The sequence below is a fragment of the Indibacter alkaliphilus LW1 genome, assembly GCF_000295935.2.
GTDB lineage: Bacteria > Bacteroidota > Bacteroidia > Cytophagales > Cyclobacteriaceae > Indibacter > Indibacter alkaliphilus.
The window spans coordinates 1-16,182 of sequence record NZ_ALWO02000047.1 but is presented as its reverse complement, the minus strand read 5'-3'; the positions used below and the strand labels follow the sequence as shown (position 1 = coordinate 16,182).

The following is a 16,182-nucleotide window of genomic DNA, read 5'->3' as shown; positions in this document are numbered from 1 at the left end:
TAATTTCCAATTTATAGTTCCCACTTAGGGCAGGTATTGGCACCTTTCCTGATGTGTCGGGATGGTTGCCAGAGGGTCTTGGAGCCTGTTCTCTCACCTCTTCTTTATAAATCAGTTTCCTGAAGTGACCACAAAGTAAGTTTTCAAAAAGTTGAAATCAAAAAAATACTCTTAATACTTTCGAAATGGATAGAATTTCCTTAGGTATAGAAATGAAATAAGATTATAGTAAGGTGGAAATACAATTGAAATAAGGTAGAAATAAAGTAGAAACCGGAGCTTTAGCGAAGGTCCCGAGAGCGAAGCGATTCGGGATAAAGTAGAAATAAATTCTGTATTAGGCGTATTTATGAGCCAAGGAAAGCGCTTGAAGCATTAAATTATTTTGCCGAACCTGCCTACCTCAGGGTCTACGTTTCACTTCGATTTCACGTAGAATATTTCAACTATATTTCACACCGTATATTTCCACCATATTTCTATAAATATCACGAAGTATATATCATTTTTTAATCATTAAACTGTGTCATTGTCATGTTGATTCCTGCAGTGGCGAAGCTTAGGGTCATATCGATGGCTTTGTCCATGAAAATAGGCAATTCATCGATTTCTTGCTGCGTCCATCTTCCAAGGACGTAATCCACCTGTCTTCCTTTAGGGAAATCATCACCTATTCCAAACCTAAGTCTAGGGTAATCCTGACCCCCACAGAGTGCTTCAATATTTTTCAGTCCATTATGACCTGCTGCGGAGCCCTTTCCTCGCATTCTCAATTTTCCAAATGGAAGGGCCACATCATCTACGACCACCAAAATATTTTCTTTGGGAATATTCAACTCTTTCATCCAATAATTCACGGCTTTTCCACTTAAATTCATATATGTGGTGGGCTTGATCAGGTGAAAAGAACGGCCTTTGTGTTTGAATTCTGAAGTAAATGCAAGCCTACCACTTTTCCATTCAGCTCCGAATTTGTCGGCAAGCCTGTCAAGTGTCAGGAATCCCACATTGTGTCTGGTAAGTTCATATTCAGGTCCGATATTGCCTAATCCTACTATCAGGTATTTCATGTTGTTTTTTTCTGATTTTAATTAATTTTCCTTTTAGTGCACAAATAAAGATCTGTCAGGTTTTCAAAACCTGACAGATCTCCTCTTTGGTTTCCAGATTGTCCAAAAATAAAAAATCCTGCTTAAGTGATAAGCAGGATTTAGAATTATACATTTTTGAATCAGCTTATTCAGCTTTTTTCCCTCTAAGTGCTCTAGGAATACCGATGGTAACGATAGATACATTAGGACTAGTCAAGATTTCGAAACCTTCTGCCTTCAATTCAGATACTTTGAATGACTTACCTAGGTCTAGGTTTGAAATGTCAACTTCGATTTTGTCAGGAAGGTTGGAAGCCAAGCCTTTTACTGCTAGTCTTCTGGTTTTGATCTCCAATTTACCACCTTTGATAATTCCAGGAGAAGTACCTTTGATTTCAACAGGGATTTCAAATTTGATAGGTCTGTCATCACTGAATGCCAAGAAGTCAGCATGCAATAAAACTTCAGATACTGGGTGGAATTGAGCATCTTTCAATACCGCTTTCATTTTAGTACCTTCTACATTAAGGTCTACCATGTGTACTTCTGGAGTGTACACCAAGTCTCTGAACAAAATGGCTGGAGTATAGAAATGAATCTGCTCTTTGATCGCAGGTCCGTATACTACACATGGAACATTGCCTTCTTCACGGATCTGCTTTAAATCTGCACCGTCGAGATTTGCTCTTTTAAACCCTATAATCTCTAGTGATTTCATAAGTTTTGTTTTAAGTATATAATTGAATAAAATTTTTTTTTAGATAAAGAGTGCGCTGATGGAAGTGTTGCCGGTAACAGCATGGATAGCTTTAGCAAATAAATCCGCAACAGACAGCACCCGGATCTTTGAAGACTTTTGTCTGAGAGGAATGGTGTCTGTAATTACCAATTCCTGTAAAACTGAGTTTTCAATATTTTCATAGGCTTTCCCGGAAAGTACTCCATGAGTAGCAATGGCTCTGACGGAAGTTGCTCCTTTATCCATAATGATTTGGGCAGCTTTGCAAAGTGTCCCTGCTGTATCTACCAAGTCATCTATCAGGATGACATCTTTGCCTTCTACATCACCTATTACTTGCATGGAAGCCACTTCATTGGCTCTTTTTCTGTGCTTGTCACAGACCACCATTTCTACTTCGAAGTGCTTAGCATATGACCTTGCTCTTGCCACACCACCTACATCAGGGGCGGCGAAAATCAAGTTGTCAAGGTTCAGCCTTTCCAAATAGGGCACAAAGATAGCTGAACCATTTAAATGATCCAAAGGAATATCAAAAAAGCCCTGAATTTGTCCGGCATGCAGATCACAGGTCATAATTCTATCCGCTCCGGCAGATGTCAACATATTGGCAATAAGCTTTGCAGCAATGGATACTCTGGGCCTATCTTTTCTGTCCTGCCTTGCATAGCCATAGTAGGGTATTACAGTACACACTTTATAAGCACTGGCTCTTTTTGCAGCATCAATCATTAGACAAAGTTCTAAAAGATTATCAGCAGTTGGGTTGGTGGACTGTATCAGAAAGACAGTGCAGCCTCTCACGGATTCGTTGAAGCTTGGAGACATCTCTCCATCGCTAAACTTGGAGATAGTTAGGTCTCCCAGTTTTTTTCCATAATGTTTGGAGATTTTTTCAGCTAATTCGTGGCTATTTGTTCCGGAGAATAATTTGACCTCAGTCATGATATAAAGGAAGGTTTTGCAGTGAAATGAATGGTTTCAGAATGCCAACAAAGGTAGATAAAATTGACCTTAATCTGAATTGGAAGTCAATGTTTATGGAATTTTATTCTGTTTTAGAGGTCTTAGGGATTCAGAATTGAAATTTCATTCCCTTGAAGTTTGGCGATAAAGTTGTATTTATCGATTTCCAAACAGAAGTCAATATCTTTTTCTATGCCATGATTCTGAAGTCGTTTGGCATGGGATGCTTGCCCAAGGAATAACTGTAGCCTGTGTTGATTACTTTCATAAAGACTTTTCATCGCAATGCTGCTGTCACAGTCGGTACCTAGGTGTGGGTGTAGTTTGCTCGCCAAAGCTCCAGCATAAAGGGAATCTTCCAAGTTGAACTTGCCCTTCCATCCTGCACAGACAATCAAGACATCCTTATTCTCTAGCTGAATATGGTTGGCGGTTGCGCTCAGGTTTACAAAAGCACCAACCAAAACAGCATGGGCTCCGTTTTTTGTTTTTTCAATTGCGAGAGTTCCGTTTGTAGTAGTCATGGCCACTTTTTTCCCTGAATAATTTCCTTGAAGATAGGCGACTGGGGAATTCCCAAGCTCGAATCCATGTGCTTTTTTTCCATCTCTTTCTCCGGCAATAGTGTACCCCTTTTCTTTAAAAGACTTACATGTTTCCAGATCCATTACCGGTAGGATGCCTTTTACTCCACTGGCAAGCGCTGCAATCATAGTAGAGGAGGCACGGAAAATATCAACTACAACAACTATTTTTCCTTCGGGATCAAATAGATGGATCAGCTTGGGACTCAAGCAAATTTCTACTTTTCTCATTTCTTGTATAAGGGAAGTTTTTCAATTTTGGCAGAAATACTTTTGTTTCTTACCGCAATAAAAATTTCCATTCCGGGGACGGCAAATTCAGTTTTTACATATCCTAGTCCAATGCCCACTCCCATAGAAGGTGACATAGTACCTGAAGTAACCTCGCCGATTTCTTCTCCCTGCGCATTGGTAATGGTATAATGGGCTCTAGGAATACCTTTTTCTTGAAAAATAAAACCCACTAGCTTTTTATTCACCCCTTCTTCTTTTTGTTTTTTAAGGTTTTCGGAGTTGATAAAATCTTTGGTGAATTTGGTTATCCAACCAAGTCCAGCTTCTAAAGGGGAAGTTTCGTCTGTAATGTCATTACCGTAAAGACAATAACCCATTTCCATTCTTAAAGTATCTCTGGCGCCTAGCCCTATAGGTTTGATATCAAAATCTTTACCAGCTTCAAAAATCGCATTCCAAACTTTCTCGGCATCTTGATTTTTCACATAAATTTCAAAACCTCCAGCGCCTGTATAGCCAGTTCCTGAAATAATCACATTCTGAACTCCGGCAAACGCACCCTCGGTAAAATGGTAAAATTTAATAGAAGAAAGGTCAACAGGGGTAAGGGATTGAACAGCTTCTATGGCTTTAGGTCCCTGAACTGCAAAGAGTGAAAGTGTGTCAGAAATATTTTCAAGGTCAGCACCCATGCTATTATGCTGATTGATCCAGTTCCAGTCTTTATCGATGTTGGAAGCATTGACAACGAGCATGTATTTTTCATCTTCAAATTTATAGACGATTAAGTCGTCTACGATTCCACCTTTTTCATTGGGAAAGCAGGAATACTGTGCTTGGCCATTGATTAGCTTGGAAGCATCGTTGGAAGTCACTTTCTGGATCAGCTCAAGAGCCTTTGGGCCTTTGACCAAAAATTCACCCATATGAGAAACATCAAAAACACCAACACCTTCTCTTACTGTTTTGTGTTCTTCTATATCAGAAGAGTATCTTACAGGCATGTTAAAGCCTGCAAAAGGTACCATTTTTCCTCCAAGGGCCTCGTGAAGGTCATTCAGTTGAATTTTTTTGATGTTATCTGTCATGTTTAGGGTTTATTTTCTTTTGTGGCAAAGGTAATAAAAGCTTTTTAACTGAGTGAAAATAAAAAAAATACCAGACCCAAAAGTCTGGTATTTAAAATTTTACTTTTTAAATATTCTTATATCGAGAAACTTTCTCCACATCCACAGGTCCTGGAAGCATTGGGGTTGACAAATTGAAAGCCTTTTCCATTCAGTCCATCTGAAAATTCAAGGGTAGTGCCGGCCAAATAGAGTAAACTTTTACGATCTACGATGATTTTTACACCCTTATCTTCAAAAACATGGTCAGTTTCCACAGTATTGGAATCAAATCCAAGGTCATACATCAGGCCTGAACAGCCACCGCCTTTGACCGAAACCCTTATATTTTCATTTTCATTTCGGCCTTCTTCTTTCCTTAGCTCAAGAATTCTTTCTTTGGCCTTTTCTGAAACGATTATCATATCTATATCAATTTTAATAGTTCTGTTGTTAAGCGAAATCAAAACACCCGTAAATGGAAAATGATTCGACTACAAAGATAAATTTGTTGCAATAAAGTAACAAATAGCTTTTCGAAATGCAATAAATCTGAATGATTTTGACAGCTGTATTTCTTACAAGGATCTAAAAGCTTGCTTAAATTAATCTTCTTGCGGCGATTTGTATGGGATCCCATACTGTAGAAAGGGGAGGGACATATGCCAAATCCATCATGGCTAAATCATAGGCTGTCAATTCCCCCATGATTGCTGCCGCAATTGTATCTATCCTTTTGCCACTGCCTGGATTGCCTAAAATCTGTGCTCCTAAAATCTCCCTTCCATCCTTGTGCACCAATAATTTCACTTTGATATCACCACTGCCAGGATAGTATCCAGCAAAATTACTGCTTTTGATTGTAGCTGTTTCATAAGCTAAACCCATGTCTTTGGCTTCTTTCTCGGTTAGCCCAGTTCTGGAAATTTCCAAATCCTGAAACTTTGTAATCGCCGTGCCAATTACTCCCGGAAATATCATTTCTTCACCACTCATATTGCTTCCTGCTACCAAGCCGTGTTTGTTGGCTATGGTGCCTAAAGCCACAAAAAGAACTTTTTTTCTTAATCGATGGTATGAAGAAGCACAATCACCAGCAGCCCAAATGTTCTCAGCTGAAGTTTGCATTTTTTCATTAACCTGTATGGCCGCAGTGTCACAAAGTTTAATTCCTGCTTCTTTTGCAATGTTGCTGTTTGGGCTTACACCCATTCCCAAAATGACCAAATCGGCGTCGTAAGTGTTCTTATCAGTGATTACTTTTTTGACCTTTCCATCACCACTTGCTTTGAAGGATGTAAGGTTTTCGTCTAAATGAAGCTTCACTCCAGCAGAAGTCATGGCTTCACAAATATCTTCTGACATATCCGGGTCCAATGTTTTCATGATAAAAGGATTTCTGTCAATCAAGGTGACCTCCATTCCTTTTTCCAGTAAGGCTTCGGCCATTTCTACTCCTATATATCCACCCCCCACTATCACGGCTTTTTTAGGGTTTTGCTTTTTGATATAATCCCATGCCGTAATGCCACTTTCCAAAGTCGAAAGACAGAATATTCCTTTCGAATCAATTTCAGGCAATTGAGGCTTGTTGGGAAATGCTCCAGTGGCAATTAACAACTTGTCATAATTGTCCCAAAATGAAGTTTCCGATTCCAGATTTTTTACAAGCACTTTTTGTTTTGGAATATCTATCTGTAAGACTTCATGCAATGGTTTGGCCTGAATATTATATTTTTTCCGAAAAGTTTCAGGGCTTCTGGCTACTAGATTTTCAGAAGAAGAGACCAATCCCCCAATTAGATAAGGCATCCCACAAGCCGAATAGGAGGTATGTGGGCTTTTTTCATAGACGGTAATCTCCCAATCGTGATGTGATCTTCTGATTTTTGAAGCAGCGCTCATTCCCGCAGCGTCCCCGCCGATAACGATGATTTTGGTCTTTGACATTTTAAAAATAATTCAGTTAAGTAAGTTGAAGATAAAGCTTTCTTGATGAACCCTTAAAGAAAATAGTGATTTTGAAGGGAAAAGGCATCGCTTTTAGATTGTATAATCAGTTTGTTAGAAAAGGAAGCTTAAAATTTTAAGGGATATTGTTGAGTTTGAAAACTCTATAGATAAAACTATCTTTAAATATTTAGTGTAATTTTGGTGGTATGGCTTAACAATCAATGATGATGAAAAAAATAGAACATTTGGGAATTGCCGTAGCAGATTTGAAAAAATCGAATGAACTCTTTAAAAAGCTGCTTGGAAAGGAACATTACAAAGAAGAGGCTGTAGAAGGTGAGGGTGTCAAAACCTCTTTTTTTCAGGTAGGGGATACCAAAATCGAACTATTGGAAGCCAGCAGAGAAGATAGTCCGATTGCGAAATTTATTTCAAAAAAATCAGAGGGAATCCACCACATTGCTTTTGATGTTCAGGACATTTATGCAGAGATAGAACGTCTTAAAAGTGAAGGCTTCGAAATATTGAATGAAGTTCCTAAAGAAGGGGCAGATAACAAACTGGTGGTGTTTCTCCACCCTAGGTCAACCAACGGGGTTTTAGTGGAATTGTGTCAGGAGAGATAGATTATTGGGTTGTGATTTTTGATTTATTTATAATGGATGCTCTGATGATTTTAGTTTTAGTTGATATAAATTGAAATAAGGTGGAAATAAGGTTGAAACTGGAGCTTTAGCGGAAGTCCCGAGAGTGAAGCGATTCGGGATATACTTGAAATAGATATTGGTGGATTTTGGATATTAGTAGATATTGAAATATGTGTTCGTGAAATCGGAGTGAAACGAAGATCCCGAGAGTGAAGTGATTTGGGTTAAGGTAGAAATATGTAGGTGATTTGTCCAAAGAGGGAGTGTGAAAATTGTGTCAGTGCCATCCTAACGCGGTATTTTAGAAGAATTTGCAAGAAAAATATTATATGAAAAAAGCCATTTTTATGATTGCCGCTTTTATGATATGTGCTGGATCGGGTTTTTCCCAAGAAAGGGAAAAGGCAAGGTTTGGTATTCAGGCCTCATATGGCAAACCAAATTATATACCGAGCTATGCAGATGGGGCACCCAGCTTTGACGGCATGTATTTTTTTGATATAGGTTTCCTTTATTTAAAACCAATTTCAGAAAAATGGGAATTCGAAACTGGATTGGTTTATTCCAACAATCAATTTCGTGTGACCCCGTCAGTTCCTTTTGGGCTAACAGTTGCAATATATAATTCAGCAATGAATTATTGGATAGTTCCGGCTAATTTCAGGCTTTGGATTCCTCATAGGTTCTTTTTACAAGCAGGGCCCAATTTGGTGCATTCTGCCAATGAATCCTTTGGATTTTTCCGTTTGGGCTTTTCCTTGGGTGTGGGCAAAGAATTCAATTTGAGTGATAAGCATTCCCTTATGATTGCCCCAACAATAAATGCCAATCCGTTTTTCCCGACCAATTGGGATGGAATGACCCAATTGGGAATAAAGACCGTTTTTGTATTTGCACCTTAATTTTGAAAAATATGATCGCTAAAATGATGAAAACTTTGAATCTTGCTTCTGTTGTATTGTTTTTTTTGATAACCTTTTTCTCCCTTCAGACACATGCCCAAAAAAACAATTGGGGAATTAGTGCTGAATTTGGATCTTCCTCAGTGGAAGGGAGAGATTTTATAGGTGGACCAAGTTTTCACCCTCGGGAGTACTTCGCATTTGGGTTTACCTATATCCGGGCGATTTCTCCAAAGTTTGATTTCGAAACAGGGCTTACTTACTCCAGGACAAGGATTTTGGAAAGGGGTGGAGGTACTCCTTATTTCCCCGATATAATTGAATTTAACATTTATGAAAATATGCTTACAGTTCCTTTTTATCTTAAGTGGAACGTGTCTCCCCGTATTTTTCTGAATGGAGGGCCTAATATGTCCTGGAATAGGGGTGAAAACACCTATGATGCGGGCTATGGCTTTGGGATTGGCTATCAATGGCGTATCAAAGAAAATAAAAAGCTGCTCATTAATCCCATGTACCAAGCAAGGGGAGCAAGACCACAAGAGGGCAGGGGTGTACAGCATTTGGGGCTAAGATTGGTTTTTGTGGTTTCACCATAATTTGCCTCAATTAATTTGATTTTTTTGCCTTTTTGATCTCTAAACAGCAGGCCCAAGGCCTTTTCGATTAATAAGCTTACTTTTGTGAATTCAAACTGATGGCAGCTCAATTTTAATCCCAAGCGAAAATACTGTCTTTCGGGGCAGGATGCTGTCAATGCACTAAAAGAGAATAAATATGTCTGAAAAAAGAACTGAAATAAGTGAGATCGGAGAGTTTGGTTTAATTGACCGCCTTCATCAAAAAATCAAAATCCAACATGAGTCTTCTTTAAAAGGAATTGGCGATGATGCAGCGGTGATTGATGCGGGAGATCATGTCAAAGTGGTGACTACCGATCTTCTGCTGGAAGGGGTCCACTTTGATCTTTCTTATGCACCCTTGCCGCACGTAGGATTCAAGGCGGTGGCAGTCAATGTGTCCGATGTGGCAGCGATGAATGCCATAGCCAAGCAGATTACAGTAAGTATAGCCATTACGAACAGATTTTCAGTAGAAGCTGTGGAAGCTTTGTACGCCGGGATCAATGCCGCTTGTGAGCACTTCGGAGTAGATTTGGTGGGGGGCGATACTACTTCCTCAAGATCAGGGCTTGTAATATCTGTTACGGCTATCGGAGAAGCTCAAAAAGAGCAGCTCAGCTACAGGTCCGGGGCCAAAGAAAACGACATCATCTGTGTCACAGGTGATTTGGGAGGGGCCTTCGTGGGGTTACAAGTATTGGAAAGGGAGAAGCAGGTGTTTTTGGCCAATCCCAATATGCAGCCTGAGCTGGAAAAGTACCAGATTGTGACTGCAAGGCAGCTTAGGCCGGATGCCAGAATGGACATTGTCCACGAGCTTCGTGAGATTGGTGTGGTTCCTACCAGTATGATGGATATTTCAGACGGACTGGCCTCAGAGCTTTTTCATATCTGTAAAGCTTCCGGGGTAGGGGTAACCATTTATGAAGACAAGTTACCAATAGACAAGCAGACTTTTGATACTGCTGTAGAGCTCAATATGGATCCCATTACTTGTGTGCTCAATGGAGGGGAAGATTATGAGCTGATCTTTACCATCAGTCAGGAAGATTATAAAAAATTGGAAAAACACCCGGATATACACTTTATCGGATATGTGAACAAAGAAGCCGACGGGAAGCATTTGGTGACCAAATCAGGAACCGCTGTAGCCCTGAAGGCTCAGGGTTGGAAACATTTCTAAGATATATTTAAAATAGAGAGAGCAAGAGCAGCTCTCTCTATTTTGAAAATAATTGCTGTTGTGTATTTTTATTTCGTAACAGTTTTCTTAACAATATGGGAGATTTTTTAAAGGGTTCTAAATTCTATCCTTTACAGATTGTAATAGATGACAGGGAGCCACAGGCTATTGTTGATCAGATTCTGGATTTTAAAAACATTATAGTAAGGAAGGAGCGTTTGCCCATTGGAGACTATCTTTTGGATTCAGATTTATTGGTTGAAAGAAAATCGGTTCCAGACTTTTGTGCTTCTGTCAAGGATGGCAGGCTTTTCAAACAAGTAGCCAAGTTGGCCAATTCAAATGTCAGGCCCTGTTTGATTTTGGAAGGAAAGGAAAAGGAGTTTAGAGAAACTGGCTTTAAGAAAAAAGCAATTCAAGGGATGATTATTTCCATTTCTTTGGTCTTTAAAATTCCTATTGTAAGGTCAAAATCCCCAAAGCAGACCATTTCAATAATGCTCCAAAGCTATCGGCAACTTACTAAGGACAGCTTGGAAGATTTCAGATTTTTCCCAAGGCTGAAACCGAAATTCAGAAAATCTGATGCTTACTTTAAACAGAAGGTACATATCCTTGAGGGCTTTCCAGGAATAGGAGCAGATAAAGCAGAACGGTTGCTCCGTCATTTTGGTAGCCTTCAAAATGTTTTTGTTTCACCTGAATCAGAATTGGTTAAGGTAGAAGGTGTTGGGAAAATTATTGCTGCCCAAATGAAAAAGTTATTAGGAAATTGATGTTTAGGAATCCATGGGAATCCGTAGAATATATCAGACCTGACAGGTCTTTTTTTGACGAGTGGCGAGGAATTTTAGCTTTAATTTTGAAATTTTCCAATTGTCAAATATTGATTTTACCAAAGATGAAAATAAGAAGACTTCTATTCCTTTTGCTTATAATTTGTTTTTCCCATTTTGTAAGTGCCCAAGAAATGAGTTTCGAAGAATACAATCCGCCTTCCACTTTGGTGGTGCCGGAAAATCCGGTCAAAAGAGCCAAATTTCCCTTTATTGATATCCATAGCCACCAATGGAATGTCAGCCAAGAATTGATCACCAATAAACTTGTTCCTGAAATGGATGAGTTGAATATGGGAGTGATGGTTAATTTGAGTGGGAGAGGTTATGCGCGTGACGCAGATGATATAGACCGTCAGGAATATATGTATTCCATGATTCGCCGTATGAATGGCGTAGCCCCTGGAAGATTTATTGTTTTCACCAACTTGTCTTTTAATGGTATTGGCAGTCCGGGGTGGTCGGAAAAGGCAGTAGCTGACCTTCAAAAGGATGTTGAAAATGGAGCAAATGGTCTGAAAATATTCAAAAGTCTTGGACTGTCCGTCAAAGATGTAAATGGGGAGCGTGTTCCGGTCGATCACCCTGATTTGGATCCTGTTTGGGCAAAAGCAGGCGAACTTGGAATACCTGTGTTGATCCATTCGGCTGACCCTGCTGCATTTTGGGAACCCATGGATGCGAATAATGAGCGTTGGCTGGAACTCAAACTTAATCCTGGCAGAAGGCGGTCTGCTACCAATCCGGCCCCTTTTGAGCAGATCATCGCCGAGCAACTTCATGTATTTGCGAAGCACCCCAACACTACTTTTGTCAATGCCCACATGGGATGGATGGCCAATAACCTGGATGCTGCCGAGGCTCATTTGGAAAAATACCCGAATGTGTACTTTGGTATTGGAGCCGTAATAGCCGAGTTTGGCAGACAGCCAAAGCGTGCCAGGGCATTTTTTGAAAAGTATCAGGATAGGGTGGTGTTTGGAAAAGATGCATACAACAAGGAGGAGTTTTACACCTATTTCCGTGTATTGGAAACCGAGGATGAATATTTTCCCTATTACAAAAAATACCATGCTTTTTGGGCCATGTATGGTTTGGGATTACCTGATGAAGTATTGAAAAAACTGTATTTCAAAAATGCCATTAAGATAATTCCTGGGATAGATGAGAGCAGGTTTCCGGATTGAGTGGGTAAAAGTATTATCATTCAAAAATTTCTAATGCAGATCAATCTCAAATAGCTTTATTTTAAATTTTAGTAAATACTTGTTTAAAGCTCATTCCATTCTTAAAAAGGCTGAAATGATATAAACATTTAAAGCTTTGTGGTTTTTATTAGATACCGAGGATATTTTTGTTAAGACCAATAATTTCGATTGTGGTCATCAAGATTTAAATGAATTTTTTGTTAATGATGCCATCAATATCTATCATAAAAAAGTATTCAACCTAAATTTAATCACTGTCCTCCCCCTTCACCCCCTTCCTATGCCAATAAGAAGCCAGCATAGAGCCCGTAATATTCATAAATGGTCCAAAGACAGCAGGGGCCAAACCTACGGTGGCAATTTTGCCCATTTCCTTGGCAATGCCTGATGCAAGTCCGCCGTTTTGCATGCCTACTTCCAAAGCAATGGTACGGCAGTCCCTTTCATCCATGCGGAAAAGTTTACCTACCCAATAGCCAAGGGTATAGCCGCTCAGGTTGTGGATGACCACCAATCCTATCAAGAGGGGCCCTATGGACAAAAGCGAATCTCTGCCGGCAGCAGTGATGATCACAATGATAACGCCAATGGCAATCATGGACAGCAGCGGCATGGCATCATCAAGCCATTTGATTTTGCCACTGAAAAACCTGTTGAACAATAGCCCTGCACCAATGGGTATGATGACGATTTTGATAATATCCATCATCATCTTCAGGATGTCCACTTCCACAAATTCTCCCGCAAGCCAACCCATCAAGGCAGGGGTCACAAAGGGTGCCAGCATGGTGGTCACGGCGGTAATGGTGATGGAAAGTGCCAGGTTGGCTTTTGCCAGAAAACTCATCACATTGGAAGCCATACCACTGGGTGAACAGCCTACCAGGATTATCCCGGCAGCAATCTCAGGTGGTAAGCCGCTTCCTTTAGCCAAAGCAAATCCTATAAATGGCATAATGGTAAATTGGCAGAGTACTCCCGCTAAAACTCCTTTGGGCATTTTGATTACTCCCTGAAAATCCCTGATACTCATGGAAGTCCCCATGCCAAACATGATCAATTGCAATAAGGGGACAATCAAGGTACTTAAAGTGAATTCTCCCCAAATAGTAAACCAATTTGGGTAAAACATCGCAGCTGTCACGGAAGCAAAGATCATAATGGTATATGTATAGCCTTTCAGCGTCTCTTTGCTTCTTACTCCAAAGCCCAATAAGATCCAAAAAAGAATCAATATGATCCCATTCCAAGGCAGAATTTCAAGAAAGTAATTCAATATAAAAACCAATAAGACTATCCAGGCAGCTGCATAGGAAACCCGAAAAAAGGAAGCATTCATGAAGGAAGGTTTAACAGGATGAACGCCGACATAGAGCAACCATGCCGGCAGAATTTTTTATGGTTATTCATCAACTCCAAAGCCTGTCCCAGGACCTTTTCTCGTCCCATTCTGGTGTAGGTTCAAAATAGCCTGGTGCATCTGGATGCAGGTGTTCTCTGATGACTTCCTCGTTCAGATCTACTCCTAGCCCGGGAGCATCTAGGGGCACGTTGGCAAAGCCTTTGGTAATCATAGGTTGGGAGCCTGTCATGGTGACTAACTTTTCCCACCAAGGTGTGTCCACAGAATGGTGTTCTAATGAAAGGAAGTTTTGTGTAGCAGCTGCACAATGTACATTGGCCATAAAACAAATGGGAGATCCTGCCATGTGCATGGCCATGGCGACACCTTGCTCTTCTGCATAGTCGCCGATTTTTTTGGTTTCCAGAAGACCTCCTGATGTTCCTAAGTCTGGGTGGATCACATCCACCGCCCGTTTATCAATCAGGTCTTTGAAACCCTTGAGCAGGTAAATATCTTCTCCAGTGCAGGTGGGGGTTTCCAATGCATCGGAAACAGTACGCCACTGGTCTGTGTACATCCAAGGCACCATGTCTTCCAACCAAGCCAGTCGGTATTTGTCCATGGCCTTTCCAAATCTTATGGAATTATTAATATCAAAATGTCCAAAATGATCAGCGGAAAGCGGTATTTCATAGCCTACGGCATTGCGAACATTGTCTACATATTCAGCCAGACCTTCCAGACCTTTTTCATTGATCTGTACATGCGTAAATGGATGGAGGGTGCTGCCGTAACTCATGTAATCCCTTGTGTCATATTGCCCTTTGGCACCATTCCAGAATTTGGAATTGTTAAGGGCATCTTTTTGATCTGCTACCAAGTGGATGCCTAGGTCCATCTTGAGCCAGGTAAAACCTTGCACTTCAGTACGCTCTTTCATCACCGCCGCAAATTCTTTTGGATCATCAAAACCCGGAGTGTCTGCATATAGCCTAACGGTGTCTCTATATCTTCCTCCCAGTAACTGCCAAGCGGGTACACCATAGGCTTTGCCGCATAAGTCCCAAAGGGCCATTTCCACAGCACAAACTCCCCCTGCCTGTCGACCATGGTGGCCAAATTGACGGATGATTTTAAATAGCTTTTCCACATTGCAGGGATTTTCACCTAAAATCCTGCTTTTGAGCATCAGGGCATAGCGTTCATCTCCTCCGTCACGCACATCACCCAAACCATAAATTCCCTGATTGGTGTCGATTCGGATGATCGGGGTGCGACCGACATTTTTGATCACAGCCACCCGCATATCAGTGATTTTTAAATCAGTTGGAGCGGAAAATCTATTTACTTTGGAAGTGGTGTGGGCTAGGGTGTCCTCCATTGAAGCGCCCATCATGGCTCCTAACCCGATACCACCTAATGCGGCTTTTCTGAAAAAATCCCTGCGGCTGTTTTCCTTTTGGGTGTCCTTGGCTATTTGATTGTTTTTGGTTTCTTCTTCTCTTTTGTGGTTTTCAATAACTTCTTGCAAAATGGTTTTCATAGGTTTTTGGGTTTGTTTTTAATATTTATGTTTGGACTACCAGTTTCTATCTTTTAGAAATTCATCTAATTCTTCCCGGCTCATAGGAAGATCAGTCTGGGTATTGATCCACTGCAAAAAATCCTGCACGATAGTTTCAGACCAACGGCTGTCAATTTCACCTGGACTGTATTTTCCTTCTTTGAGTCTTTGGATTCCAAATTTGTCACGGAGCATGATAAATTCTGAATTGATAACTAAATCAGCTAAAAGATGTGCAGGAATGAAAATGACTCCCCATTTATTGGCTAAGACCGCATCACCTGGCAAAACCGATGCACGTCCTATTCTGATGGGGTAATTGATGGTGGAAAGCATCATCTGTTGGATATAAGAAGGATCATGTCCCTTTACCCAGCCATTGAATCCTTCAATTTCACTTAATCCTGCCATATCCCTGACAGAGCCATAGAATATCACTCCTTTTTTAGATTTGGTATAAATGGCATTCCCTAAGTTATCTCCGATCAGGGTGCCGTCCACTATTTTTCCATAGCTGTCTGCTACATATATATCCCCTTCTTGGAGCACATCAATAGGCCATGAGTTGGTGCCACCGGATTGCACTCTTCCTTCTTCTTTTCCGATTTCTTTCACCACTGCATCAGCATCCGGTCTCAATGGCATAAATTGAGCAGTCAATGCACGCCCGGTCATTACCTCGTCTTCATGAATTAAGATCCAGTCATTTTCATATTGATTATGGTAGCCTTTGTTTCTTAAATATCCCCAAGCTTCTTCCATGGAGATATTTTCAAGTCTTTGTAAAAGTGCATCCGGAACCTTAGGCCTTCCATCGGGAAAGCGTTCTCCGGTCCATTCGGCTGTGATTTTTTTGATCTGATCAGGAGTAGGACTGATTTGTTGTGCATTAATTAAAATTGGTATTGCCAAGAAACAGCAAATACCCAAAAAGCATTTTTTCATAGTTTAATAGGTTTTAAGGGTTAAGGTCAATTGGATTAAGCTTTTAAGTTAATAAAATTTTACATAAATGATATGGGGAGATCGAGAAAGGATGAAGGATGAAGGAGGAAGGATGAGGGAGGAAGGATGAGGGATGAAGGAAGGAGGATGTACTTCCCTAAATAGCGTTGACCGTTTGGTTCAACATTCATTAAGTAATTTCATCGGGCAATCATGAGCCAGAGGTTCTTCTCTTGGGCAAACTTCGTAGGGGCTC

The 16,182-nt window shown here is 40.5% G+C and carries 16 protein-coding genes and 1 riboswitch; of the genes, 6 read left to right on the top strand and 10 right to left on the bottom strand.

Annotation, left to right across the window (positions count from 1 at the left end):
• Positions 1-8 precede the first annotated feature (8 nt).
• Positions 9-113: riboswitch (SAM riboswitch) on the bottom strand.
• A 396-nt stretch (positions 114-509) separates the two neighbouring features.
• The 7 genes from pth to A33Q_RS17160 all read right to left on the bottom strand — a co-directional run bounded on the left by pth (position 510) and on the right by A33Q_RS17160 (position 6,670).
• Entirely contained in the window at positions 510-1,070 is a 561-nt protein-coding gene (gene pth, locus A33Q_RS17190) for an aminoacyl-tRNA hydrolase (protein WP_009035766.1), read from the bottom strand.
• A 166-nt stretch (positions 1,071-1,236) separates the two neighbouring features.
• The gene (locus A33Q_RS17185; protein WP_009035767.1) at positions 1,237-1,809 is read right to left on the bottom strand and encodes a 50S ribosomal protein L25/general stress protein Ctc; all 573 of its coding nucleotides are present in this window, start codon (positions 1,807-1,809) and stop codon (positions 1,237-1,239) included.
• A gap of 39 nt (positions 1,810-1,848) precedes the next feature.
• The gene (locus A33Q_RS17180) at positions 1,849-2,775 is read right to left on the bottom strand and encodes a ribose-phosphate pyrophosphokinase (RefSeq protein ID WP_009035768.1); all 927 of its coding nucleotides are present in this window, start codon (positions 2,773-2,775) and stop codon (positions 1,849-1,851) included.
• A 122-nt stretch (positions 2,776-2,897) separates the two neighbouring features.
• A complete protein-coding gene (locus A33Q_RS17175; RefSeq protein ID WP_009035769.1) occupies positions 2,898-3,611 on the bottom strand; it encodes a 2-phosphosulfolactate phosphatase in 714 nt (237 codons plus the stop codon).
• Positions 3,608-4,702 (bottom strand): glycine cleavage system aminomethyltransferase GcvT, encoded by a 1,095-nt coding sequence (gcvT, locus tag A33Q_RS17170; RefSeq protein ID WP_009035770.1) that lies wholly within the window; start codon positions 4,700-4,702, stop codon positions 3,608-3,610. The genes A33Q_RS17175 and gcvT overlap by 4 nt, the downstream gene beginning before the upstream one ends.
• Positions 4,703-4,818: 116 nt before the next feature.
• Positions 4,819-5,145 (bottom strand): HesB/IscA family protein, encoded by a 327-nt coding sequence (locus A33Q_RS17165; protein WP_009035771.1) that lies wholly within the window; start codon positions 5,143-5,145, stop codon positions 4,819-4,821.
• 175 nt (positions 5,146-5,320) lie between these two features.
• Entirely contained in the window at positions 5,321-6,670 is a 1,350-nt protein-coding gene (locus A33Q_RS17160) for a CoA-disulfide reductase (protein WP_009035772.1), read from the bottom strand.
• Between the two features lie 230 nt (positions 6,671-6,900).
• Between A33Q_RS17160 and mce the strand changes: the two genes are divergently transcribed.
• The 6 genes from mce (at position 6,901) to A33Q_RS17130 (ending at position 12,051) form a co-directional block, all read left to right on the top strand.
• Entirely contained in the window at positions 6,901-7,299 is a 399-nt protein-coding gene (gene mce, locus A33Q_RS17155; protein ID WP_040490636.1) for a methylmalonyl-CoA epimerase, read from the top strand.
• A gap of 350 nt (positions 7,300-7,649) precedes the next feature.
• Positions 7,650-8,222 (top strand): hypothetical protein, encoded by a 573-nt coding sequence (locus A33Q_RS17150; protein ID WP_009035774.1) that lies wholly within the window; start codon positions 7,650-7,652, stop codon positions 8,220-8,222.
• Positions 8,223-8,245: 23 nt separating this feature from the next.
• Positions 8,246-8,821: an outer membrane beta-barrel protein gene (locus A33Q_RS17145; RefSeq protein ID WP_009035775.1), complete on the top strand. Its 576-nt coding sequence runs from the start codon at positions 8,246-8,248 to the stop codon at positions 8,819-8,821.
• 178 nt (positions 8,822-8,999) lie between these two features.
• The gene (thiL, locus tag A33Q_RS17140) at positions 9,000-10,028 is read left to right on the top strand and encodes a thiamine-phosphate kinase (protein ID WP_009035776.1); all 1,029 of its coding nucleotides are present in this window, start codon (positions 9,000-9,002) and stop codon (positions 10,026-10,028) included.
• Between the two features lie 95 nt (positions 10,029-10,123).
• On the top strand, positions 10,124-10,804 hold the full coding sequence (locus A33Q_RS17135) for an ERCC4 domain-containing protein (RefSeq protein WP_009035777.1): 681 nt from the start codon (positions 10,124-10,126) through the stop codon (positions 10,802-10,804).
• Positions 10,805-10,929: 125 nt separating this feature from the next.
• Positions 10,930-12,051 (top strand): amidohydrolase family protein, encoded by a 1,122-nt coding sequence (locus tag A33Q_RS17130; RefSeq protein WP_040490635.1) that lies wholly within the window; start codon positions 10,930-10,932, stop codon positions 12,049-12,051.
• A 268-nt stretch (positions 12,052-12,319) separates the two neighbouring features.
• Here A33Q_RS17130 and A33Q_RS17125 read toward each other — a convergent pair whose 3' ends face one another.
• The 3 genes from A33Q_RS17125 to A33Q_RS17115 all read right to left on the bottom strand — a co-directional run bounded on the left by A33Q_RS17125 (position 12,320) and on the right by A33Q_RS17115 (position 15,926).
• Positions 12,320-13,411 (bottom strand): bile acid:sodium symporter family protein, encoded by a 1,092-nt coding sequence (locus A33Q_RS17125; protein WP_009035779.1) that lies wholly within the window; start codon positions 13,409-13,411, stop codon positions 12,320-12,322.
• Between the two features lie 70 nt (positions 13,412-13,481).
• Positions 13,482-14,960 carry a mandelate racemase/muconate lactonizing enzyme family protein gene (locus tag A33Q_RS17120; protein WP_009035780.1) on the bottom strand — a complete coding sequence of 493 codons (1,479 nt, stop codon included), beginning with the start codon at positions 14,958-14,960 and terminating at the stop codon, positions 13,482-13,484.
• A gap of 36 nt (positions 14,961-14,996) precedes the next feature.
• Positions 14,997-15,926 (bottom strand): RraA family protein, encoded by a 930-nt coding sequence (locus A33Q_RS17115; protein WP_009035781.1) that lies wholly within the window; start codon positions 15,924-15,926, stop codon positions 14,997-14,999.
• Positions 15,927-16,182: the final 256 nt, after the last annotated feature.